Source organism: Enterobacter sp. D2 (genome assembly GCF_034427575.1).
Taxonomy (GTDB): Bacteria; Pseudomonadota; Gammaproteobacteria; order Enterobacterales; family Enterobacteriaceae; genus Enterobacter; species Enterobacter cloacae_M.
The window spans coordinates 445,369-466,310 of record NZ_JAXQPP010000002.1; the positions used below are offsets into that span (position 1 = coordinate 445,369).

General features: G+C 56.0%; 24 protein-coding genes and 1 tRNA gene. 14 read left to right on the top strand and 11 right to left on the bottom strand.

Annotation, left to right across the window (positions count from 1 at the left end; all coding sequences use genetic code 11):
• The first annotated feature begins 137 nt into the window (after positions 1 to 137).
• The 9 genes from SPG90_RS14300 (at position 138) to ureG (ending at position 6,782) form a co-directional block, all read left to right on the top strand.
• Positions 138 to 1,151, top strand: a complete 1,014-nt coding sequence (locus tag SPG90_RS14300) for an alpha/beta hydrolase (protein WP_126303105.1) — start codon at positions 138 to 140, stop codon at positions 1,149 to 1,151.
• A 145-nt stretch (positions 1,152 to 1,296) separates the two neighbouring features.
• Positions 1,297 to 2,124 (top strand): urease accessory protein UreD, encoded by an 828-nt coding sequence (locus SPG90_RS14305; RefSeq protein WP_045404055.1) that lies wholly within the window; start codon positions 1,297 to 1,299, stop codon positions 2,122 to 2,124.
• A 10-nt stretch (positions 2,125 to 2,134) separates the two neighbouring features.
• Positions 2,135 to 2,437 (top strand): urease subunit gamma, encoded by a 303-nt coding sequence (locus tag SPG90_RS14310; RefSeq protein WP_006811999.1) that lies wholly within the window; start codon positions 2,135 to 2,137, stop codon positions 2,435 to 2,437.
• Positions 2,438 to 2,447: 10 nt separating this feature from the next.
• Positions 2,448 to 2,762 carry an urease subunit beta gene (locus SPG90_RS14315; RefSeq protein WP_045404057.1) on the top strand — a complete coding sequence of 105 codons (315 nt, stop codon included), beginning with the start codon at positions 2,448 to 2,450 and terminating at the stop codon, positions 2,760 to 2,762.
• Entirely contained in the window at positions 2,755 to 4,458 is a 1,704-nt protein-coding gene (gene ureC / locus SPG90_RS14320; protein WP_045404059.1) for an urease subunit alpha, read from the top strand. The genes SPG90_RS14315 and ureC overlap by 8 nt, the downstream gene beginning before the upstream one ends.
• A 9-nt stretch (positions 4,459 to 4,467) precedes the next feature.
• Positions 4,468 to 4,932 carry an urease accessory protein UreE gene (gene ureE, locus SPG90_RS14325; RefSeq protein WP_045404062.1) on the top strand — a complete coding sequence of 155 codons (465 nt, stop codon included), beginning with the start codon at positions 4,468 to 4,470 and terminating at the stop codon, positions 4,930 to 4,932.
• Between the two features lie 9 nt (positions 4,933 to 4,941).
• Positions 4,942 to 5,481, top strand: coding sequence for a HupE/UreJ family protein (locus SPG90_RS14330; protein WP_023309225.1), 540 nt, complete (start codon positions 4,942 to 4,944; stop codon positions 5,479 to 5,481).
• The gene (locus tag SPG90_RS14335; RefSeq protein WP_045404065.1) at positions 5,481 to 6,155 is read left to right on the top strand and encodes an urease accessory protein UreF; all 675 of its coding nucleotides are present in this window, start codon (positions 5,481 to 5,483) and stop codon (positions 6,153 to 6,155) included. Before SPG90_RS14330 ends, SPG90_RS14335 begins: the two co-directional genes overlap by 1 nt.
• Before the next feature lie 9 nt (positions 6,156 to 6,164).
• On the top strand, positions 6,165 to 6,782 hold the full coding sequence (gene ureG, locus SPG90_RS14340) for an urease accessory protein UreG (RefSeq protein WP_014071813.1): 618 nt from the start codon (positions 6,165 to 6,167) through the stop codon (positions 6,780 to 6,782).
• A 45-nt stretch (positions 6,783 to 6,827) separates the two neighbouring features.
• Here the strand turns inward: ureG and tsaD are convergent, their stop codons facing one another.
• Positions 6,828 to 7,841, bottom strand: coding sequence for a tRNA (adenosine(37)-N6)-threonylcarbamoyltransferase complex transferase subunit TsaD (gene tsaD / locus SPG90_RS14345; RefSeq protein WP_029741753.1), 1,014 nt, complete (start codon positions 7,839 to 7,841; stop codon positions 6,828 to 6,830).
• A 236-nt stretch (positions 7,842 to 8,077) separates the two neighbouring features.
• Here tsaD and rpsU point away from each other — a divergent pair, with 236 nt between their 5' ends.
• The 3 genes from rpsU to rpoD all read left to right on the top strand — a co-directional run bounded on the left by rpsU (position 8,078) and on the right by rpoD (position 12,155).
• On the top strand, positions 8,078 to 8,293 hold the full coding sequence (gene rpsU / locus SPG90_RS14350) for a 30S ribosomal protein S21 (protein ID WP_001144069.1): 216 nt from the start codon (positions 8,078 to 8,080) through the stop codon (positions 8,291 to 8,293).
• 115 nt (positions 8,294 to 8,408) lie between these two features.
• Positions 8,409 to 10,154, top strand: a complete 1,746-nt coding sequence (dnaG, locus tag SPG90_RS14355; RefSeq protein WP_126303106.1) for a DNA primase — start codon at positions 8,409 to 8,411, stop codon at positions 10,152 to 10,154.
• A gap of 153 nt (positions 10,155 to 10,307) precedes the next feature.
• The gene (rpoD, locus tag SPG90_RS14360) at positions 10,308 to 12,155 is read left to right on the top strand and encodes an RNA polymerase sigma factor RpoD (protein WP_023309228.1); all 1,848 of its coding nucleotides are present in this window, start codon (positions 10,308 to 10,310) and stop codon (positions 12,153 to 12,155) included.
• Positions 12,156 to 12,686: 531 nt separating this feature from the next.
• Here rpoD and mug read toward each other — a convergent pair.
• The gene (gene mug, locus SPG90_RS14365; protein WP_023309229.1) at positions 12,687 to 13,193 is read right to left on the bottom strand and encodes a G/U mismatch-specific DNA glycosylase; all 507 of its coding nucleotides are present in this window, start codon (positions 13,191 to 13,193) and stop codon (positions 12,687 to 12,689) included.
• A gap of 125 nt (positions 13,194 to 13,318) precedes the next feature.
• Between mug and SPG90_RS14370 the strand changes: the two genes are divergently transcribed.
• A tRNA-Ile gene (locus tag SPG90_RS14370) sits at positions 13,319 to 13,394 on the top strand.
• A gap of 618 nt (positions 13,395 to 14,012) precedes the next feature.
• Here SPG90_RS14370 and SPG90_RS14375 read toward each other — a convergent pair.
• From SPG90_RS14375 to SPG90_RS14390, 4 genes are all read right to left on the bottom strand, one after another.
• Positions 14,013 to 14,336 (bottom strand): hypothetical protein, encoded by a 324-nt coding sequence (locus SPG90_RS14375; RefSeq protein ID WP_045404074.1) that lies wholly within the window; start codon positions 14,334 to 14,336, stop codon positions 14,013 to 14,015.
• A gap of 350 nt (positions 14,337 to 14,686) precedes the next feature.
• Complete coding sequence (locus SPG90_RS14380; protein ID WP_045404077.1) at positions 14,687 to 14,959, bottom strand: hypothetical protein; 273 nt, start codon at positions 14,957 to 14,959, stop codon at positions 14,687 to 14,689.
• Positions 14,943 to 15,491, bottom strand: a complete 549-nt coding sequence (locus tag SPG90_RS14385; RefSeq protein ID WP_047173619.1) for a DUF2778 domain-containing protein — start codon at positions 15,489 to 15,491, stop codon at positions 14,943 to 14,945. The genes SPG90_RS14380 and SPG90_RS14385 overlap by 17 nt, the downstream gene beginning before the upstream one ends.
• Positions 15,491 to 15,982, bottom strand: coding sequence for an Hcp family type VI secretion system effector (locus SPG90_RS14390; protein ID WP_126303108.1), 492 nt, complete (start codon positions 15,980 to 15,982; stop codon positions 15,491 to 15,493). Before SPG90_RS14390 ends, SPG90_RS14385 begins: the two co-directional genes overlap by 1 nt.
• A 325-nt stretch (positions 15,983 to 16,307) precedes the next feature.
• On the opposite strand from SPG90_RS14390, the gene SPG90_RS14395 reads away from it, so the two are divergent.
• Positions 16,308 to 16,526, top strand: a complete 219-nt coding sequence (locus SPG90_RS14395) for a hypothetical protein (protein WP_063408917.1) — start codon at positions 16,308 to 16,310, stop codon at positions 16,524 to 16,526.
• A 126-nt stretch (positions 16,527 to 16,652) separates the two neighbouring features.
• Here the strand turns inward: SPG90_RS14395 and SPG90_RS14400 are convergent, their stop codons facing one another.
• The 5 genes from SPG90_RS14400 to SPG90_RS14420 form a co-directional block, all read right to left on the bottom strand.
• The gene (locus SPG90_RS14400; protein ID WP_029741756.1) at positions 16,653 to 16,853 is read right to left on the bottom strand and encodes an ogr/Delta-like zinc finger family protein; all 201 of its coding nucleotides are present in this window, start codon (positions 16,851 to 16,853) and stop codon (positions 16,653 to 16,655) included.
• Positions 16,854 to 16,920: 67 nt separating this feature from the next.
• On the bottom strand, positions 16,921 to 18,075 hold the full coding sequence (locus tag SPG90_RS14405) for a phage late control D family protein (RefSeq protein ID WP_126303109.1): 1,155 nt from the start codon (positions 18,073 to 18,075) through the stop codon (positions 16,921 to 16,923).
• Positions 18,072 to 18,536, bottom strand: a complete 465-nt coding sequence (locus SPG90_RS14410; protein WP_126303110.1) for a phage tail protein — start codon at positions 18,534 to 18,536, stop codon at positions 18,072 to 18,074. Before SPG90_RS14410 ends, SPG90_RS14405 begins: the two co-directional genes overlap by 4 nt.
• Positions 18,537 to 18,547: 11 nt before the next feature.
• Positions 18,548 to 20,827, bottom strand: a complete 2,280-nt coding sequence (locus SPG90_RS14415) for a phage tail tape measure protein (protein ID WP_047174850.1) — start codon at positions 20,825 to 20,827, stop codon at positions 18,548 to 18,550.
• Positions 20,820 to 20,939, bottom strand: coding sequence for a GpE family phage tail protein (locus SPG90_RS14420; RefSeq protein ID WP_023616176.1), 120 nt, complete (start codon positions 20,937 to 20,939; stop codon positions 20,820 to 20,822). The genes SPG90_RS14415 and SPG90_RS14420 overlap by 8 nt, the downstream gene beginning before the upstream one ends.
• Positions 20,940 to 20,942: the final 3 nt, after the last annotated feature.

The following is a 20,942-nucleotide window of genomic DNA, read 5'->3' on the forward strand; positions in this document are numbered from 1 at the left end:
ACTCCGAATCGGTTGCATGAAAAAATTATAAATAATGTTTGACTAAAAGTATCTTGCGCGCAAGTATTATGTCAGCAACTAAGTAGCACGCTACTTAGTTATCTCATCCGATCAAATACGCTTAAAGAGGCATTACCATGAAAACACTAACCGCCATCCTGGTTTCTTCCGTCTTCGCGTCAGCCGCGGCATCCGCTCAAACCATCAATACCCCAACCCCGACCGCAGGCGTACAGGCATTTCTTAATGTTTTGAATTCCGGCAAGGGTAAGCCAATGGAACAGATGACCCCGCAGGAGGCCCGCCAGGTACTGATTGGCGCGCAGCAAGGCGCAAAACTGCCGCCCGCTCAGGTTTCTGAAAAAACGATCCAGGTAAATGGTCAGGCAATCAAACTGAAAATAGTGAAACCTGAAAACGCCAGCGGCACGCTTCCCGCCTTTATGTTCTTTCACGGCGGCGGTTGGGTGCTGGGTGACTTCCCTACCCACGAACGCTTAATCCGCGATCTTGTTCGCGCTTCGGGTGCCGCTGCGGTTTACGTCGATTACACCCCGTCACCTGAGGCCCATTTCCCGGTAGCAATTAATCAGGCCTATGAAGCGACAAAATGGGTCGCCGGGCACGGTCAGGAAATTGGCGTGGACGGTAGCCGTCTGGGTCTGGTGGGTAACAGCGTGGGCGGCAATATGGTGGCTTCGGTGGCGCTGCAGGCCAAACAGTTCAATGGGCCAAAGATTCGCTACAACGTCATGCTCTGGCCAGTTACCGATGCGAATTTTGATACTGCCTCGTATAGCCAGTTCGAAAATGGCTATTTCCTGTCGAAAAACATGATGAAATGGTTCTGGGATAACTACACCACCAGCGCTGCCGATCGCAACAATATCCTTGCCTCTCCGCTTCGCGCCAGCACCGCGCAGTTGAAAGGCTTCCCCGAGACGCTGATCCAGACGGCTGAGCTGGACGTTCTGCGGGATGAAGGTGAAGCATTCGGGCGTAAACTGGATGCGGCTGGCGTCCCGGTGACCGTCACGCGCTATAACGGCATGATCCACGACTACGGCCTGCTTAACCCGCTGAGCCAGGAGCCAACGGTGAAAGTTGCGCTTGAGCAGGCAGGTGCAGCGTTGCATGAGCACCTGAAATAGTCTCGTCATTGCTTATACAGAGCACGGCCCCGGCCGTGCTTTTGTATTTCTCCTGCCTGGCCATCCATAAGCGACTCATATGACAGGCTTCATTTCCGCCAGGGCATACTGAAACGTATCCCGATGGTGTGGAAATGGATGCAGCATGTTAGCAGCTCAGGTCACTGATAATACGTATAAAGGCTGGCAGGCGTCGCTTGCCCTGCAGTTTTGTCACACCCCTGAGAAAACCCTCCTGTACTCCGCCCACCACGTCGGGCCGCTCACCGTTCAACGTCCGTTTTACCCAGAAGGCGAAACCTGCCACCTTTACCTGCTGCACCCGCCAGGCGGGATTGTGGGCGGCGATACGCTGGACATTTCCGTTCGGCTGGACGCCAAAAGCCACTCGCTCATCACCATGCCCGGGGCCAGCAAGTTCTATCGCAGCAGCGGCCCGCAGGCCCGTCTGAACCAGCATTTTTACCTCGATGAAAATTCCACGCTGGAGTGGCTGCCGCAGGACACCATTATCTTCCCCGGCGCGAATGCCGCGCTGCGTTCCGTCTTCCACCTGAAGGCCTCCAGCACGCTGCTGGCGTGGGAGCTGTACTGCCTGGGCCGCCCGGTGATCGGTGAGACATTCAGCCACGGCACGCTGGAGAGCCGCCTGGAGGTGTGGGTAGATGACGAGCCGCGCCTGATTGAGCGTCAGCATCTTAGCGACGGCGATCTCACGCCCGTCGCCGGACGTCCGTGGCTCGGCACGCTGCTGTTCTATCCGGCCAAAGAAGAACATCTCGACGCGGTGCGCGAACGGCTCGCACCGCTGGAGAATTACGCAGGTGCAACGCTCACTGACGATCTGCTGTCGGTGCGTTTTCTCTCCGACGACAACCTGATTTGCCAGCGGGTGATGCGCGACATCTGGCAGTCGCTTCGCCCGCTTCTCACCACCAAAAATGCCTGTTCGCCGCGTATCTGGCAGACATAAGAGAAACGTTATGGAACTGACCCCCAGAGAAAAAGACAAGCTGTTGCTGTTCACCGCCGCGCTGGTTGCCGAACGCCGCCTTGCGCGCGGGGTAAAGCTCAATTACCCGGAATCGGTCGCGCTGATCAGCGCCTTCATTATGGAGGGCGCGCGCGATGGCGAAACCGTCGCCTCGCTGATGGAGGCGGGCCGCCACGTCCTGAGGCGCGACCAGGTAATGGAGGGCGTCCCGGAGATGATCCCGGATATTCAGGTCGAAGCCACCTTCCCGGACGGATCGAAGCTCGTCACCGTCCACAACCCGATCGTCTAAGGAGCGCGTGATGATCCCAGGTGAATACCAGATCCAGCCCGGAACGATTGCCCTCAACGTCGGGCGTGAAACCCAACGCGTGGTTGTCGAAAATCACGGCGACAGGCCGATTCAGGTTGGATCGCACTATCACTTTTACGAGGTCAACCCGGCGCTGAAGTTCGATCGGGAAGCCACCAAAGGCTTCCGACTGAACATCCCGGCGGGCACCGCCGTGCGCTTCGAGCCCGGCCAGAAGCGGGAAGTGACGCTGGTTCAGGTCACGGGGGCGCAGCGCATTTTCGGCTTTCGCGGCGAGGTAATGGGCGAGGTGAAACATGGCTGACATTTCGCGCCGGGCGTATGCCGATATGTTCGGCCCCACCACCGGAGATAAAGTGCGGCTGGCCGACAGCGAGCTGTGGATCGAAGTGGAAGACGATCTCACGGTCTACGGCGAAGAGGTCAAGTTCGGCGGCGGAAAGGTGATCCGCGACGGTATGGGTCAGGGGCAGATGACCGCAGACGGCTGCGTGGATCTGGTTCTTACCAACGCGCTGATCGTCGATCACTGGGGGATCGTAAAAGCCGATATCGGCGTCAAGAACGGACGGATCTTCGCCGTCGGCAAAGCCGGGAACCCGGACATTCAGCCCGGCGTGACGATCCCGATTGGCGCGGCAACGGAAGTGATTGCCGCCGAGGGGAAGATCGTCACCGCCGGCGGGATCGACACCCACATCCACTGGATCTGCCCGCAGCAGGCGGAAGAGGCGCTGGTCTCCGGCGTCACCACCATGATCGGCGGCGGCACCGGACCGGCGGCGGGCACCAACGCCACCACCTGTACGCCGGGGCCGTGGTATATCGCCCGCATGCTGCAGGCTGCCGATACGCTGCCGGTGAATATTGGCCTGCTCGGCAAAGGTAACGGCTCCAGCCCGGACGCCTTGCGCGAACAAATCGCCGCGGGCGCCATCGGGCTGAAGATCCACGAAGACTGGGGTGCAACGCCCGCCGCCATCAATTGCTCGCTGGAGGTGGCTGACGAGATGGATATTCAGGTGGCGCTGCACAGCGACACGCTGAACGAGTCCGGGTTTGTCGAAGACACGCTGGCCGCCATTGCCGGGCGCACCATCCACACCTTCCACACCGAAGGCGCGGGCGGCGGCCACGCGCCGGATATTATCACCGCCTGCGCGCACCCGAATATTCTGCCCTCCTCCACCAACCCGACGCTGCCCTATACGGTGAACACCATCGATGAGCATCTCGACATGCTGATGGTCTGCCATCACCTCGATCCGGATATCGCCGAGGACGTGGCGTTTGCCGAATCCCGCATTCGTCGTGAAACCATCGCCGCGGAAGACGTGCTGCACGACATCGGCGCGTTCTCGCTTACGTCGTCAGATTCACAGGCCATGGGCCGCGTCGGAGAAGTGATTATCCGCACCTGGCAGGTGGCGCACCGCATGAAGGTCCAGCGCGGCGCGCTGCCGGAAGAGACCGGCGAGAACGACAACTTCCGCGTGAAGCGCTACGTCGCCAAATACACCATTAACCCGGCGCTCACCCACGGCATCGCCCATGAAGTCGGTTCGATTGAGACGGGCAAGCTGGCGGATCTGGTGGTCTGGTCCCCGGCGTTCTTCGGCGTCAAACCCGCCACCATCGTCAAGGGCGGGATGATCGCCTGCGCGCCAATGGGCGATATCAACGCCTCGATCCCTACGCCGCAGCCGGTGCATTACCGCCCGATGTTTGGCGCGCTGGGCGCCGCGCGCCACGCTACCCGACTGACGTTTATCTCGCAGGCCGCCAGTGCGAACGGCATCCCGCAGCAGCTCAACCTGCAAAGCGCCACCGCGGTGGTGAAAGGCTGCCGGACGGTGAAAAAGGCGGACATGATCCACAACGGCCTGCAGCCGAATATCACCGTCGACTCGCAAACCTACGAGGTGCGCGTCGACGGTGAACTGATAACCAGCGAACCGGCTGACGTTCTGCCGATGGCGCAACGCTATTTCCTGTTTTGAGGAGTGATGATGATCTATTTAACCCAACGCCTGGACCATGCGCATCCGATTACCGCCAGCGTCACGCTGCCGATTGACGTGCGGGTGAAAAGCCGCGCCCGCGTAGCGCTGAACGACGGCCGCGAAGCCGGGCTGATGCTGCCGCGCGGCCTGCTGCTGCGCGGGGGCGACCTGCTGACTACCGACGACGGCAGCGAGGTCATCGAAGTGATCGCCGCCCCGGAGTCGGTTTCCGTGGTGCGCTGCGCCGATCCGTTCCTGCTCGCCCGCGCCTGCTACCACCTGGGCAACCGCCACGTGCCGCTACAGGTCATGCCCGGCGAGCTGCGCTATCACCACGACCACGTTCTCGACAACATGCTGCGCCAGTTCGGTCTGGACGTGACCTACGCCAGCCTGCCGTTTGAACCGGAAGCAGGCGCGTACGCCAGCGATGCCCACAGCCACAGCCATTCTCACGCTCATTCACATTAAGGATTCATCATGCGCAAGTATTTACCGCTGTTACTGCTGGCTTTTTCCGTTCCCGCGCTCGCGCATCCCGGCCACGGCACCGACAGCTTCCAGGCCGGATTTCTCCACCCGCTGACAGGGCTCGATCACCTGCTGATGCTGGCGGGCGCAGGCGTGCTCTCGGCCCTGAGCGGTCGCAAACTCCTGCTGCCGTTTGCCACCCTCGGGATGATGCTTGTCGGCGCCATTGCGGGCAGCCTGCTCGGCGGCTTCAGCGGCATGGAGATGCTGATTATCGCCTCGCTGGCGGTATCCGGCGTGATGATGTTTAAAACCGAAAAACGTCTGCTGCTGGCGGTACCTGCCCTGGCGATGTTCCACGGCTGGGCGCACGGCGTGGAGATGTCCGGCCACAGCTTCTGGCTCTTCACCAGCGGCTTTATGCTCGCCAGCGCCACGGTGCTGTGCGCCAGCTTTGCCGCGGGGCTGCTGCTGCGCCGTCACGACGGCCTGCGTAAAACCTTCGGCGGCGGGCTGATCGTCTCTGCCCTGCTGGCGCTGATGAGCTGATGGAGCACGCCCGCCAGAGGCTGCGCCTGATGCAGCTCTCCAGCAGCAGCCTGCCGGTCGGGTCGTTTACCTGGTCGCAGGGGCTGGAGTGGGCCGTTGAGGCAGGCTGGGTCACCGACGCCGACGCGTTCAAACGCTGGCAAATCCAGCAGATGGAGCAGAGCTTTTACTGCGTCGACCTGCCGCTGTTTATCCGACTTTATCAGGCCTGTAAGAAAAGCGATCTTACCAATGCCAAACGCTGGACGTCCTGGCTGCTCGCCTGCCGGGAAACGCGCGAGCTGCGCGAAGAGGAGCGCAACCGTGGAGCGGCGTTTACGCGGCTGATTAAGAGCTGGGAACCTGACTGTCCGCCCGAATGGCTGCCGCTGTTTATGCAAAGCCAGCTCTGCGGCATGGCCTGGCTCGGCGTGCGCTGGGGCATTAGCGCGCGCGAGCTGGCGCTGAGCCTCGGCTACAGCTGGATGGAGAGCGCGGTCATGGCGGGCGTCAAGCTGGTGCCGTTTGGGCAACAGGCCGCGCAGCAGCTGATTATCGAACTGGGCGACCATTACGCCGCCGGGCTTGAACAGGCATTTTTGCGTAGCGACGACGCGCTGGGGGCAGCAACGCCGCTGTCCGCCATCGCCTCCGCGCGCCACGAAACCCAATATTCACGACTATTCCGTTCCTGAGGAGTCAACATGGCTGATTACAAACATCCCCTGCGCGTGGGCGTGGGCGGCCCGGTAGGGTCGGGCAAAACCGCGCTGCTGGAAGCGCTCTGCAAGGCGATGCGCGACACGTATCATCTTGCGGTGGTGACCAACGATATCTACACCAAAGAGGATCAGCGCATCCTGACCGAGGCAGGCGCGCTGGAGCCGGAGCGCATCGTGGGCGTAGAGACGGGCGGCTGTCCGCATACCGCCATCCGGGAAGATGCCTCGATGAACCTGGCGGCGGTGGAAGCGTTAAGCGAGAAGTTCGGCAATCTGGATCTGATCTTCGTTGAAAGCGGCGGAGACAATCTGAGCGCGACGTTCAGCCCGGAGCTGGCGGATCTGACCATCTACGTGATCGACGTGGCCGAAGGGGAAAAAATCCCGCGTAAAGGCGGGCCGGGGATCACCAAATCCGATTTTCTGGTGATCAATAAAACCGACCTCGCGCCGTACGTCGGCGCGTCGCTGGAGGTGATGGAGCGCGACACTAACCGCATGCGCGGCGAGCGTCCATGGACCTTTACCAACCTGAAGGCGGGTGACGGGTTAGCGACGATTATTGCGTTCCTGGAAGAGAAAGGGATGCTGCGGGTGTAGTCAAACGATCCCCTCTCCCTGTGGGGAGAGGGTTAGGGTGAGGGATTACGCCTCCGGCAGTTCCGCCAGCGGCCAGCGCGGACGCACGGACACGCTCAGGTCGGACGTTGCGCCCGCGTTCAGGCGCACCATTCCCGCGTAAGCGATCATCGCGCCGTTGTCGGTGCAGAATTCCGGACGGGCATAGAACACTTCCCCGCGACGCTTTTGCATCATCTCGGCGAGCTTCGCGCGCAGCGTGCGGTTAGCGCTGACGCCACCCGCCATCACCAGACGCTTAAAGCCGGTCTGATCCAGCGCGCGCTTGCACTTGATCATCAGCGTGTCCACCACAGCATCTTCGAACGCGCGAGCGATATCGGCGCGGGTCTGCTCGCTGTCATCGTTATTGCGAATCGTATTCGCGGCGAAGGTTTTCAGCCCGGAGAAGCTGAAATCCAGCCCCGGACGATCGGTCATCGGACGCGGGAAGACAAAGCGCCCTTCCGTTCCCTGCGACGCCATTTTTGACAGCATCGGGCCGCCAGGATAATCCAGACCCAGCAGCTTGGCGGTTTTGTCGAACGCTTCACCGGCGGCATCGTCGATCGATTCGCCCAGCAGCTCATACTTGCCAATGCCCGTTACGCTAATCAGCTGCGTATGGCCGCCGGAGACCAGCAGCGCCACAAACGGGAATTCAGGCGGATTCTCTTCCAGCATCGGCGCCAGAAGGTGCCCTTCCATATGGTGAACCGGGATCGCCGGCACATCCCATGCAAACGCCAGTGAACGGCCAACCGTTGCGCCGACCAGCAGCGCGCCGACCAGGCCCGGGCCTGCGGTATAGGCCACAGCGTCGATATCATTTGAACTCAACCCGGCCTCTTTCAGCGCCGCCTGGATCAGGGGAACCGTTTTACGCACGTGGTCACGAGAGGCCAGTTCAGGTACGACGCCGCCGTAGTCAGCGTGCAATTTCACCTGACTATACAGCTGGTTGGCCAGAAGCCCTTTTTCGTCGTCGTAAATGGCGATGCCGGTTTCATCGCAGGATGTTTCAATACCCAGTACACGCATGACTTGTTTTACCTCGTTTCAATACCGCGCAGTGTAGAGCCTGGGCGGGTTGATGTAAAACTTTGTTCGCCCCAGGAAGAAGGCTCGTGTATACTCCTCACCCTTATTAAAGTCCCTTTCAAAATCGCATCGGTGCTTTACAAAGCAGCAGCATTTGCAGTAAAATTCCGCACCATTTTGAAATAAGCTGGCGTTGATGCCAGCGGCAAACCGAATTTATTAAAGGTGAGAGTTACATGCCGGTAATTAAAGTACGTGAAAACGAGCCGTTCGACGTAGCACTGCGTCGCTTCAAACGTTCATGCGAGAAAGCAGGTGTTCTGGCTGAAGTTCGTCGTCGTGAGTTTTATGAAAAACCAACGACCGAACGTAAGCGCGCTAAAGCTTCCGCTGTGAAACGTCACGCGAAGAAACTGGCTCGCGAAAACGCACGCCGTACTCGTCTGTACTAATTGGTTGAGGGCCTCAGCCCTCAATTGACAGACAGAGTAATAGTCGTAAGGCCGTGCTTCCGGAAGGAATGCGCGGCTTGTTTTCGTTTATAAGTCGCTTAAAATTTTGGGGCATATGGCCGGAAGAATCCCACGCGTTTTCATCAATGACCTGCTTGCCAGAACCGACATCGTCGATCTCATCGACGCGCGGGTAAAGCTAAAAAAGCAGGGCAAGAACTATCATGCGTGCTGTCCGTTCCATAACGAAAAAACCCCCTCCTTCACCGTAAACGGTGAAAAGCAGTTCTACCATTGCTTCGGCTGTGGCGCACACGGTAATGCCGTCGATTTTTTAATGAACTACGACAAGCTCGAGTTCGTTGAAACCGTCGAAGAGCTGGCGGCGATGCATAACCTTGAAGTGCCGTATGAAGCAGGCAGTGGGCCAAGTCAGATCGAGCGCCATCAACGGCAAACGCTGTATCAACTGATGGATGGCCTGAATTCGTTTTACCAACAGTCTCTTAAGCAATCTGCGGCTGAGCCTGCGCGTCAGTATCTGAACAAGCGCGGACTGAGCGACGATGTCATTGCGCGTTTCGCTATTGGTTACGCCCCGCCCGGCTGGGACAACGTGTTAAAGCGTTTTGGCGGCAATAGCGAAGATCGTAAGTCTCTCATCGATGCAGGCATGCTGGTCACTAACGACCAGGGACGAAGCTACGACCGCTTCCGCGAACGGGTGATGTTCCCGATCCGCGACAAGCGTGGCCGGGTAATAGGTTTTGGTGGTCGCGTGCTGGGTGATGCCCTGCCGAAATACCTCAACTCCCCGGAAACCGATATTTTCCATAAGGGCCGCCAGCTGTACGGTCTTTATGAGGCGCAGCAGGATAATGCGGAACCTCCGCGTCTTCTGGTCGTCGAAGGCTATATGGACGTCGTGGCGCTGGCGCAGTACGACATCAACTACGCGGTTGCGTCGTTAGGGACGTCCACCACCGCCGATCATATTCAACTGCTGTTCCGGGTGACCAACAACGTCATCTGCTGTTACGACGGTGACCGCGCAGGGCGCGACGCCGCCTGGCGCGCGCTGGAAACCGCGCTGCCGTATATGACCGACGGGCGTCAGCTACGCTTTATGTTTCTGCCCGACGGCGAAGACCCGGATACGCTGGTGCGTAAAGAGGGCAAAGCGGCGTTTGAAGCGCGGATGGAGCAGGCTCAGCCGCTCTCCACGTTTTTGTTTAACAGCCTGATGCCGCAGGTCGATTTGAGTACCCCTGACGGGCGCGCGCAGCTCAGCACGCTGGCGCTGCCGTTAATCAGCCAGGTGCCCGGCGAAACGCTGCGCATCTATCTGCGTCAGGAGTTAGGCAACAAGCTCGGCATTCTGGATGACAGCCAGCTTGAACGTTTAATGCCAAAACAGGCTGAAAACGGCACGGTTCGCCCCGCGCCTCAGCTAAAACGCACAACCATGCGTATACTGATAGGGTTGCTGGTCCAAAACCCTGAGCTTGCGCCGCAGGTGCCGTCGCTGGCGGGTTTAAACCACGAAAAATTGCCCGGGCTTGGCTTATTTTCAGAACTGGTCAACACGTGTTTGTCTCAGCCAGGTCTGACCACCGGACAACTTTTAGAGCATTATCGCGGCACAAAAGAGGCCGCTACCCTTGAAAAATTGTCGATGTGGGACGATATAGCAGATAAGGACATTGCAGAAAAAACGTTCACCGACTCACTCAACCATATGTTTGATTCGATGCTTGAGCTGCGCCAGGAAGAGTTGATAGCTCGCGAGCGCACACACGGTTTAAGCAGCGAAGAACGCCGGGAGCTCTGGATGATTAACCAGGAACTGGCGAAGAAATAAAAAATTTAACGGCTTAAGTGCCGAATATCGATCGGGAAGCCCCCGGCAGCCGCACTGAGAGGCAGCGGCAAAAATATAAGTACGCCCTCGCTTTAAAGGTTGGCAGCCCCATCGCCGACACCAATCAAACGAATTAAGTGTGGATACCGTCTTATGGAGCAAAACCCGCAGTCACAGCTGAAACTTCTTGTCCAACGTGGTAAGGAGCAAGGCTATCTGACCTATGCCGAGGTCAATGACCATCTGCCGGAAGATATTGTCGATTCAGATCAAATCGAAGATATCATCCAAATGATCAATGACATGGGCATTCAGGTGATGGAAGAAGCACCGGATGCCGATGATCTGTTGCTGGCTGAAACCTCCAACAACACTGACGAAGATGCGGAAGAAGCTGCTGCACAGGTACTGTCCAGCGTGGAATCTGAAATCGGGCGTACCACTGACCCGGTCCGCATGTACATGCGCGAAATGGGTACCGTTGAACTGTTGACCCGCGAAGGCGAAATTGACATCGCAAAACGCATCGAAGACGGGATCAACCAGGTTCAGTGCTCCGTTGCCGAGTACCCGGAAGCGATCACCTATCTGCTGGAGCAGTACGATCGCGTTGAAGCAGAAGAAGCGCGCCTGTCCGACCTGATCACCGGTTTTGTCGACCCGAACGCTGAAGAAGATATGGCACCTACCGCCACTCACGTCGGTTCTGAACTGTCTCAGGAAGAGATGGATGATGACGAAGACGAAGATGAGGAAGAGAGCGACGACGACACCGCGGACGATGACAACAGCATCGACCCGGAGCTGGCGCGTGAGAAGTTTGCCGAGCTGCGTACCCAGTACGAAGTGACGCGCGACACCATCAAAGCGAAAGGCCGCAGCCATGCCGCCGCTCAGGAAGAGATCCTGAAACTGTCTGAGGTATTCAAACAGTTCCGCCTGGTGCCAAAACAGTTCGACTACCTGGTAAACAGCATGCGCGTGATGATGGATCGCGTACGTACCCAGGAACGCATCATCATGAAGCTGTGCGTTGAGCAATGCAAAATGCCGAAGAAGAACTTCATCACCCTCTTCACCGGCAACGAAACCAGCGAAACCTGGTTCAACGCGGCTATCGCGATGAACAAGCCGTGGTCTGAAAAACTGCACGACGTGAAGGACGACGTACATCGCGGCCTGCAGAAACTGCATCAGATTGAAGAAGAGACCGGCCTGACCATCGAGCAGGTTAAAGACATCAACCGTCGTATGTCCATCGGTGAAGCAAAAGCCCGCCGCGCGAAGAAAGAGATGGTTGAAGCGAACTTGCGTCTGGTTATCTCTATCGCCAAGAAATACACCAACCGTGGTCTGCAGTTCCTGGATCTGATTCAGGAAGGCAACATCGGTCTGATGAAAGCGGTAGATAAGTTTGAATACCGTCGTGGTTACAAGTTCTCCACCTACGCAACCTGGTGGATCCGTCAGGCTATCACCCGCTCTATCGCGGATCAGGCGCGCACCATCCGTATTCCGGTGCATATGATTGAGACCATCAACAAGCTCAACCGTATCTCCCGCCAGATGCTGCAGGAGATGGGCCGCGAGCCGACGCCGGAAGAGCTGGCCGAGCGCATGCTGATGCCGGAAGACAAGATCCGTAAAGTGCTGAAGATCGCCAAAGAGCCAATCTCCATGGAAACACCAATCGGTGATGATGAAGATTCGCATCTGGGTGATTTCATCGAGGATACCACCCTCGAGCTGCCGCTGGACTCTGCCACCACCGAGAGCCTGCGCGCTGCGACGCACGACGTTCTGGCCGGCCTGACCGCTCGTGAAGCGAAAGTCCTGCGTATGCGTTTCGGTATTGATATGAACACCGACCACACGCTGGAAGAAGTGGGTAAACAGTTCGACGTTACCCGCGAACGTATCCGTCAGATCGAAGCGAAGGCGCTGCGCAAGCTGCGTCATCCAAGCCGCTCTGAAGTGCTGCGTAGCTTCCTGGACGATTAATCGGTCCTGACAGTGAAAAAGCTCCCAATCGGGAGCTTTTTTTTGTTTATACCCTCTCCCTTTGGACTGTGGGCTCCCCAGTAATTTATAAGCAGAAGCAATAACCTTGTTTCAGAACGAGTGAAGACTTTCAGCGATGCTCTGGTCCGGCTGTAAATCGCTGAGGCGTTTCCTGCAGGCCGGGGCGAGGCGCATGGATGCGCCGAGAGGGCGGGCTTTACAGGGACGTTACCTCCGCCCGTACCCGACAAGCCGGAAGGAATAAGCCGAGGGCACCGCGAAGCGGCGATTTACCGCCGGGAGCCCGGGTCGCCAGGGTGGTGGCGACTGAGCCACCCTGGCACGTTCACAGGTCATGTCGTGACAGAGTAGCAAGGAACATAAAGTGAACGGAATGACCACCACGGCCGTATATTCCCCTCATCCTAACCCTCTCCCCGGGGGGGCGAGGGGACTGTTCCGTGCTGCCATAACGTTGTGGGGATCCCTCAGTCATGTGGGGAGAGGGTGAGGGCATCAGGCCGCAGAGGATTAAAGCCCTCGCACCATCAGCGCCTCATCCAGCTCCCGATACGCCTCTACCAGCTTATCCAGCGTCGCCCTGTTGAGCCCGCTCGGGTTCGGCAGCACCCACACCTGCGTAACGCCAATCGTGATGCTCTGCTTGCCCCACTGCGTTCCACGCTGGCTAAACGCCTGCTCGTAGGCCTGCTTGCCGAGGATCGCCAGCGCGGCCGGCTGATAATCCTCTATCTTCTTGATCAGCTCCCGTCCGCCGCTGCGCAGCTCATGCAGGTTGACCTCGCTCGCCTGTACCGTAGGCCGCTCGACCAGCATGGTGATCCCGCAGCGCGTGTCCAGCAGATGCTGTTCCTCTTCCGGCTTGAGTAGCCTGTCGGTAAACCCGGCCTGGTAGATCACCTTCCAGAAGCGATTACCCGGATGGGCAAAGTGAAAACCGGTGTGCGCCGAGGACTTACCCGGGTTGATTCCGCAGAACACCACCCGCAGGCCTGGGGCCAGAATATCGTTGATCATCTTTACTCCCGCTCGATACATCGTCAGAGAAGTATAAAGGATTGATTATGCGTTGTTTATAAAAACAGCAGGCAGGTGTGAATGGCTGGATTGCTGCGGGGAGTTACTTTATAATTCACCGCCACGGCCCCTTAGCTCAGTGGTTAGAGCAGGCGACTCATAATCGCTTGGTCGCTGGTTCAAGTCCAGCAGGGGCCACCAGATACAGCAAGGGCTGACGAGATATCGTTGGCCCTTTTGCTTTTTTGGGATATGCCGGGATATTCCGCAAAGGGAAGCATGGTTAACTATCGTGACTACGTGCCGTTAAAAAGATAAACTTTCTAACCACACTCAACGAAGGGATAAAGCATGAGCCCACGGCGCCCAACACCTCAGGAATTATACTTTCAGTCTATTGAAAGGCAGCAGGAACGTGAAAGATACAATGAGTTTCTAACCTCTCGGGGTTATGAAAATAGCCCTGATAGCGCTCACCTGTACACAATGAGCAGGGGCTATACCGGCATGAAAGCAAGGGACACTATAATCATGCTGGCGGGTGAACTGCCTTACATGTATGACTAATAAAGTTAATGGCCCTTTTTATCACATCACCTCATTTTTTTATTTTCGCGGGTGTAAAAATTTGATGAAGCGGGCCGTTCCGCAAAACAAAAGCCTCAGGGATTGATCTTCCACCTCCTATCGATGGGTATGCAGCAAGATAAACGATACAGAAAAGCTAAATATACATCTGTATATTTAGCTTTTCTGTTACGAGTCTAATGATGGTGGTAGTTCAATAGCGAGGTTCCAGATGGTCAGTATGGGAACGTGTCAGGAATGGTTATAAAGCGTAAATGATCTGTCCAGCCAGATAACGTAAAAGGTAGCATTACGCTTGTAACCCACCATAGGTGCCTTACTGCAAAATCGAAATGCCATAAGTTCTACGTCTTCGGTTACATTGGCAGGAATAGCTGCTTTGAATGAGCTACGGGAGATTTTTTCGTATCCGAGCTTATGCCGGTCCTGCTGGCGGATATCCGCCAATGAAAGTTGACTCAACCGGAAAAGCTTATCAGTTAACGCTGCCTTTTCCTTTTGCTCATAGCAATCAACGCAAAAACCATTTTTGAAAATCACAAAACGAAAATTCATGAGGTTTACCGTAAGAAAACAAGCCTGACAGGCATGCCAGCTACACTATCGCCCTGCAAGCAGGGTGGAGCACAATATGCTGGTAGTTTCCAAAATGATTAAATGTAAGCTGTGCAGTTCGCAGCTCCCCGAATGCGAATACGTTTTTTACGACGCAATCAACAAATAAAACAACCATTTACAGATATCAGGATTGAAGCGAAAAACCGGAAACTGCTAATTGTGTACTTTTAACGGAGTACTTAACTGCGAATTCGCAAAATTAACTCCCCAAAAAAAGCCCCTACGCGGGGCGTTTGTTAGTTGCTGGTGGTGGGCCTGCTATAACCCGTCAGAACTGCACAACTGTTTTATGAATTGCGCGCTAATAAGACAAGCTTTTCCCCGCTAAAAACGATCACAGCGGCTACCAGCGCATTAAACATGATGTACATCGTGAAATAATTATCCTCAACACGGTCTGGGTAAGGTTCCAGTTTCTCTGTCGGGATGTAATTCATGAGATTCGTGACGGTATATTTCATGCTGTCGGCCAGCGGGTCGAATACCCCTGAGAGCATCAGCGCAAACGTGATAGTCAGAAACATCAGCAGGCGTAACGACCACTTAGCGGAGCGTGACATCGCAACTCCCTGAGGCATTACCAATCACCGTAATATCACCATAAGCCCAGAGTTTATCCCCCTGCAGAATCCGGTGCCGGTGAGCCTTCAACAGAGCAGCACGTACTATGTAAAAATCACGCGAAAGAAAGAAGGTGATGCAGCCCTCACTGATGCCAGAACCATCTGGACGCGGTGGATGCAGGCGAAAATGACCCCGCTGATAGTGATGCGAACTGTCAACGTCAAAGGTCATGTAGTCATCCACTACACCGTCTTTGCGGAACAGGGCAAACCAGTCGTAGTAGTTATTTCCGGTAAATGCGTGTTTGAACCATGTCTGGCTGTGAGAAAATAATCCACCAGACGGACGATCTACAATCCAGTAACTCCCTGGAGGGACGGTGGCATTTGTCATGTACGAACATTCAGGTTTGTTGGCGAGATCGCCCAGCCCGGAAAACACCGGAAATGAACCTACCCCGCCCACATCCAAACGGGCTACGCGCCCCTCGTCGTAAAGATGGTTAAAATCAACCCGGCAACTGATCATCAGGCCACCACTCGCTGGTTCCATGAGTCTGTGTAAGAAATATTCCCGTCGAGATATAGCCAGGTAATGCTTTCATACGCCAGCGACACGGATTCAGTAGGGTTATTCATTTGACCGCCAGTGTTTTTAAAATTGTGCATCACTGGCGTGACAGCCACCACTTTGACGTTTTTCAAAATAACGTGCATGAATTCTTCCTCTACGCCTGCGTCATTAATCCGATACCATTTAATGATTGCCTGCTGGAGTGTCTCGCCCTGACAGACGGCACGATTCAGGTAAGGTGTAGCCTTATCGAGCTCTTTGGTAAAACTTAACTGGTCATGCACACGCGTCCCCGTAAGTTTCCCAAAAGTATTATCGTAAGGGATATGCACGCCGTGGTTAAAGCTCTGCATTTCAATAGCACCTTCACGCAGTAGAACATTGCTACTCCCTTGAATCAGGGTTCCAGTAGAGTTATAAAGCCAAATATATGCGGGAACAGCCATTTTATTAATTCCATTTAGTTGAGAAATTAACAAAACCTTACAGCCACTATTTTTATCAAAATGTAATTTTTTATAACGATTGAAACCCCGATAAAATATTTATATAAATAAAAAAAGCCAATAAATATGCTGAATATTTTAAAGTTGAAAAGGGTGGAGTTTTTTAAAGTCAGACTTTCGACTTTTTTACGCGGTCATATTCTACCTGGTCAGAAAATTGTGCTTTCACCTGCTTCATTGCTTACAGACATTCGACAGCATGCTGGCGATCTTCTGAGGTGATTTCGCCGCACGGCTTACTATTCAGAGCGTAAAGCACCGCATAGTGGCCGCCAGCGCCAGCAGCATCGGGAAAGGGGGTTATGTCGTCGATTATGCCCACGGCGAGTGGACGGGGTTTGTCAGATTGAACGCCTGCGGCCATTGTTCAGCTAGGCTGATCAAGCCACCGGCGGCGACTGATTTTATTTTTTCTCTGCTGTCTGGTGGTTTCCTGTTTCACCTGGAGATCAAGCCATTTATCTCCGAGGCTGAGCCTGATTAATTTTTCTGTTCACAGATTAATTCCCCTGGTGAAAATTCTTTCAGCAGGGGCCACCAAATTTTGTTTTTAGAATCATATGATTAAGCCACTCGACTGAGTGGCTTTTTTATTGGTTTTTTTGAGCAGCTAACCGTGGTTCAGCGAAGCCGTTCGGACACGCTCAGAGGCGCCCGGGGTTGCGATAAGGCGCTCCACGGACTCCATCGTCACGAACGTACAGCTGCAGTCCACATTGGTGCACTGGTGATAGCGCTCTTTGGTATTTTCACTTAGATAGCGACTGGTACGCGCATGCGCAGAGTGCTTGCACTTAGGACAATGAAACATGTACCCCTCCACTTAATTCACATTTTGTGAATCAATAATACCCAAAATAAAACCAATAGCAACTACATTACTCACTATCAACAGTAAATTTTTCGTCGCTGACGTTCAGCTCAAGCTTAAGCTGCGTGGTAAATCCGCTATCGTTGAGGGTATGCACCACCTCGCTGATGATCCACGCCTGCTCGTCGATGACGCGTTTAAAACCGTTTACCAGCACCGGCGTTTCGGGGAACAGATCGGCGCGTCCCAGGGCAAGCTGGATGGAAAACTCTACGGTTCCCCGCTGAAGCGCGCGCCACTTAGCCTCTGCGGCCCTGAGCGCCTGCTCTTCAGAGGCATAAACCGTGGTTAGCTCAAATACGTTCTCCGCCGATCCCACCAGCCTCTCTTGCGGTTTCTGCTCCTTGCCTGCTGCTCCCGCTACCGGTGCGGCAGCATCCGGGTGCTGCAGTGCTTCTGTCTGCTGCCCTCCGGACTGACGATTAATACTCAATTGAGGATTTTGTTGTTTGGGGTCACGCGTTTGCAGCCATTTGGCCGTTACGCCGGAATAATTTTCACGGTCAGTTATGGAAAAAAGGTGCTTATCTCCATCCCCACGTTCAATCATCATTAAGGAAAGCGGAGTGCCGCTGGCCGTCACGGCCTGGCCCGCTTTCATAAAGATTATCTTCCCGGCTTTGATTGAAACAAATGCTCCATTACGTTCAGCAAGGCGGGAGAGGAACGCCGCGTCTGTCTCCTGAGACTGGTCAATATGAGAGATGGCGATGGATGCAAGCCCCGACGCGACGCTGGCGATCAACTGGTTACGCTGAGCGATGGTATCGACTATCGCGCCAATCGTCGTGTCATGCCACGACTGTTCGCGCCGCACGTTTAGCTTTCCACGAAAATCTGCGCTGAATCCCTGGATGGTCAGCGTGTCTGGCGCGCCCCGGAAATGAATCGCATCAATCGTAAAGTCCCCTTTCTCCTCGAGCGGGGTTCCCTCCCATCCCAGCCATAAGGACAGCCTTGCCCCCCGGGCAGGCAAGTCCAGCAGCCCGTCGGAATCATCCAGCAGAATATCCAGCTGATCGGCTTCCAGCCCCCGTTTGTCGGTCATGGTCAGGCTGATAAGACGATGGCTGAAATTTTGCGTGATATCACGATCGTCAAGCTTAAGCATAAAATCAGGGGCGATTTTCCCACCCGCCCGGATATTCATTTCGGCGATCATCCCACCAGCCCTCCAATGCTATTCCGTGCGCTTTCCACCAGCTCTGAGGTCTGCGTTCGCAGGTCGCCAAACGTCGTCATCAGCGATTCGTCCACGCGTTTTAGCGACAGGGTAAACTCAATTTTTCGGGCGGTACCGTCACTGTAAAAATCCGAATGCGTGTGCGTGACTTTCTCAATGACAAACATGCCGTGAATGATGCCGGTACCGTCTATCAGCGGCCATGCCCGCCCCTCATTTGCCATCAGCTCAACCGCCTTGAGCGAAAGCCGCCCTCCCGTGAGTTCCGGGTAAAGTAAGCCGGAGAGGCTAAAGGATGTCTCACCTTCGCCAAGGTACTGCCAGGCTTTGGGTTTCCCGATGCGAGCGCTGGATGCCCAGCGGTAGTCTTTTGTGAATATCATTGACTGATACGGTAAGGTTCGTCGTTCAAAGACAAACAGACCCAGCACCATTAACATTTTCTCTCTCCTCAACTATACATAAAGCTGGATTGCTGCCGTCTCGCTTTATCCTGTTCAATATTATCTATCGTCTCCCGGATTTGACGCGTCAGATCCGTTCCGGAGGCCGTGCCCCCCTGCAGCGTGATGTGATATTCGCTTTTACTCTGATCGACGTAAGAGCGTCCTCCAGTAGCGATGGTCGGCTGATACCCCAGGCTGCCGCCAGAGATCCCCGCGCCTGGAATATAAGCGCTGCCCGACGGTGAGGATGCCGCTTCTGCTTTTGCCGCAGCGGCGTCGAGATCGCCCGACTCGTTTTTGATAATGCCGAGCTTCTCAAGCAGCCAGCTGGCCTTGCCGCTCAGGCTATTAAAGAGATCAAGCGGTGCCATTAACGCATCGCCCAGCGCCTGACCAAAAATCACGCCAGCGTTTTTACAGCCATCCAGCGTTTCCTGCGTCGCCTTGATCGGCGTAATCAAGTCGGTGAACCATTGCCAGATACCGCCCAGCTTCTCCGAGATAGAGTCAAACACCGCCATCACCGGTGAGAACAGCGCCCCCAGCGGTGCGAAAGCCGTTGAAAGCCCTTCCATCACCCCGCCAAAGAAGGCGCTGATGGGCTCCCAGTATTTAAAAATCAGTAAGGCTCCGGCAGCAATCGCCGCGCCAAGGGCAATCACCGGCCAGCTAAGGGCACCCAGCACCGTCATGATGGCGCCGCCCACCACGCTGAATACCGTTCCCAACATCCCGGCCGCGGTAATAACCATATTGACGCCCGTCAGAACCGGGCCGATAACCGTGCCTACGCCGCCCAGTACGCCAGCGAACGCCTGCGCGCCGACAACGATGCTGGCGAGGGTCTGCGTCAGCTCAGGGTTGGCATTCACCCAAAGGGAGGCCGTGCCAAGCCAGCCGGTTGCGGTTGTTATCAGGTTGCGCAGAGCGCCATCCGCTTTATCAAATACATCAATCTTCAACCCGTTCCACGCGGCCTGGAATCGGTTGATATCGCCGTCAAGATTATCGGTCTGCACGGAAGCTGCGAGCGCGATACTGCCCTTTGCCCCCTGCAACTGCTGGCGTTTTTCATCAAGCGATCCATCACCCGCAGCGGAAGCCAGCGCCCCCGCAGCTTTTATGGCATCCGGAGTCTGAACATGGCGCAACATCGCGCTGAGCGCGTCCCCCGCGGCAGCGCCTTTCATTCCTTTTTCCGCCAGAACGCCCAGCAGCGCGGTGGTCTCTTCAAGCCCCATACCGGCGGCATCCGCAGCGGGCGCAGCGGAGGTGACGGCCGCCACCATCTCAGCGAGGCTGGTATTCGAAGAGGTAAAACCGCGCGTAAGCACATCTGCGATGCGTCCCGCATCCGTATCGGCCAGACTATACGCGGCCTGCGTGCTGGCGATCATATCGGCCGCTTTAGCCGCGTCGACACTCCCCGCCAGGCTGAGGTTGACCGTTGGCGCGGTGGCCGCAAGTAGCCCATCGGCGTCATAGCCTGAACGAGTCAGTTCGGTTTGTGCCCGGAGGACCGTATCTGCAGGTACTCCGGTCCTGGCACTAACGTCCCGCGCCTGCTGGCGAATCGTCTCAAGCCGGGAATCCCCCTTCGCCAGGCCAAGGTTTGCCTGAATGGCCGACATCTGCTTTTCAAAGCTGATGCCAGGGGCGATAAACCGGGACGTCTGGTCAAAGCCCGCTTTTGCGATGCCCACGCCCGTATTCGCAAGCTGACGCACCCGCGCGGTAACGCGTTTGCCTGACTCGTAGCGATTCTGAACGGTACTCAGCCGCTCCTGCTGCTGATTGACGCGGGCCAGCGCATCCCGCTGTCGGTTAAGCTGCTGCGTTTTTTCGCTGATGTGACTTTTTAAACGACGTTCATCCGACGAGAGCGTGCGCGTGTTCACTCCCGCCTGAGCGAGTTCAGTACGCTGACGCTGTACCGAGTAGCGTAAGCTGTTGTACTCATGCTTCAGGTCGACTGCCGATTTTCGGGCTGCAGTCAGCGCATCAGCCTGCGCCTGGGTGGGGTTTTGCGTGTTTTTAAACTGTACCGCCAGCGCCGCGGCCTGCTGTTTCGCCTGAGCAAGCGACTGCTCCGTCGTGGCGAGCCGGGCATTTGCTTTTCTGAAGCCGTCAATACGCCCCGCCTGCTCATCAAGCGCCCCCAGCGCCGTCTGCGCATCGCGGATATCGCTCGCGAGAGTGAGGCTGGCGTTCTGGAGAGCGTTAAGCGGTCGGGTTGCCCGGTCGACTGCCTTAAGCAGCTCCTGAAGACTGACATTATTACTCATGGTGGTTTCCGCTTCGCTGTAGCGCTTTTTCGCGCCATAAGAGGAGTTCGGTCACGCTAAGGGAGTACAGTTCTGACGGCGGCCAGTGAAAAATCACCGCGATATCCGCCATCAG

What these genes read in the sequence shown, in the direction of transcription:
- rpoD (WP_023309228.1), top strand. Translation starts at nt 10,308, where the DNA reads ATGGAGCAAAACCCGCAGTCACAGCTGAAACTTCTTGTCCAACGTGGT.
- SPG90_RS14305 (WP_045404055.1), top strand. Translation starts at nt 1,297, where the DNA reads ATGTTAGCAGCTCAGGTCACTGATAATACGTATAAAGGCTGGCAGGCG.
- SPG90_RS14420 (WP_023616176.1), bottom strand. Translation starts at nt 20,939, where the DNA reads ATGGCGGATATCGCGGTGATTTTTCACTGGCCGCCGTCAGAACTGTAC.
- SPG90_RS14415 (WP_047174850.1), bottom strand. Translation starts at nt 20,827, where the DNA reads ATGAGTAATAATGTCAGTCTTCAGGAGCTGCTTAAGGCAGTCGACCGG.
- dnaG (WP_126303106.1), top strand. Translation starts at nt 8,409, where the DNA reads ATGGCCGGAAGAATCCCACGCGTTTTCATCAATGACCTGCTTGCCAGA.
- SPG90_RS14310 (WP_006811999.1), top strand. Translation starts at nt 2,135, where the DNA reads ATGGAACTGACCCCCAGAGAAAAAGACAAGCTGTTGCTGTTCACCGCC.
- ureG (WP_014071813.1), top strand. Translation starts at nt 6,165, where the DNA reads ATGGCTGATTACAAACATCCCCTGCGCGTGGGCGTGGGCGGCCCGGTA.
- ureE (WP_045404062.1), top strand. Translation starts at nt 4,468, where the DNA reads ATGATCTATTTAACCCAACGCCTGGACCATGCGCATCCGATTACCGCC.
- tsaD (WP_029741753.1), bottom strand. Translation starts at nt 7,841, where the DNA reads ATGCGTGTACTGGGTATTGAAACATCCTGCGATGAAACCGGCATCGCC.
- SPG90_RS14330 (WP_023309225.1), top strand. Translation starts at nt 4,942, where the DNA reads ATGCGCAAGTATTTACCGCTGTTACTGCTGGCTTTTTCCGTTCCCGCG.
- SPG90_RS14400 (WP_029741756.1), bottom strand. Translation starts at nt 16,853, where the DNA reads ATGTTTCATTGTCCTAAGTGCAAGCACTCTGCGCATGCGCGTACCAGT.
- ureC (WP_045404059.1), top strand. Translation starts at nt 2,755, where the DNA reads ATGGCTGACATTTCGCGCCGGGCGTATGCCGATATGTTCGGCCCCACC.
- SPG90_RS14380 (WP_045404077.1), bottom strand. Translation starts at nt 14,959, where the DNA reads ATGTCACGCTCCGCTAAGTGGTCGTTACGCCTGCTGATGTTTCTGACT.
- SPG90_RS14410 (WP_126303110.1), bottom strand. Translation starts at nt 18,536, where the DNA reads ATGTTAATGGTGCTGGGTCTGTTTGTCTTTGAACGACGAACCTTACCG.
- SPG90_RS14335 (WP_045404065.1), top strand. Translation starts at nt 5,481, where the DNA reads ATGGAGCACGCCCGCCAGAGGCTGCGCCTGATGCAGCTCTCCAGCAGC.
- SPG90_RS14300 (WP_126303105.1), top strand. Translation starts at nt 138, where the DNA reads ATGAAAACACTAACCGCCATCCTGGTTTCTTCCGTCTTCGCGTCAGCC.
- SPG90_RS14315 (WP_045404057.1), top strand. Translation starts at nt 2,448, where the DNA reads ATGATCCCAGGTGAATACCAGATCCAGCCCGGAACGATTGCCCTCAAC.
- SPG90_RS14375 (WP_045404074.1), bottom strand. Translation starts at nt 14,336, where the DNA reads ATGAATTTTCGTTTTGTGATTTTCAAAAATGGTTTTTGCGTTGATTGC.
- mug (WP_023309229.1), bottom strand. Translation starts at nt 13,193, where the DNA reads ATGATCAACGATATTCTGGCCCCAGGCCTGCGGGTGGTGTTCTGCGGA.
- rpsU (WP_001144069.1), top strand. Translation starts at nt 8,078, where the DNA reads ATGCCGGTAATTAAAGTACGTGAAAACGAGCCGTTCGACGTAGCACTG.
- SPG90_RS14385 (WP_047173619.1), bottom strand. Translation starts at nt 15,491, where the DNA reads ATGATCAGTTGCCGGGTTGATTTTAACCATCTTTACGACGAGGGGCGC.
- SPG90_RS14405 (WP_126303109.1), bottom strand. Translation starts at nt 18,075, where the DNA reads ATGATCGCCGAAATGAATATCCGGGCGGGTGGGAAAATCGCCCCTGAT.
- SPG90_RS14390 (WP_126303108.1), bottom strand. Translation starts at nt 15,982, where the DNA reads ATGGCTGTTCCCGCATATATTTGGCTTTATAACTCTACTGGAACCCTG.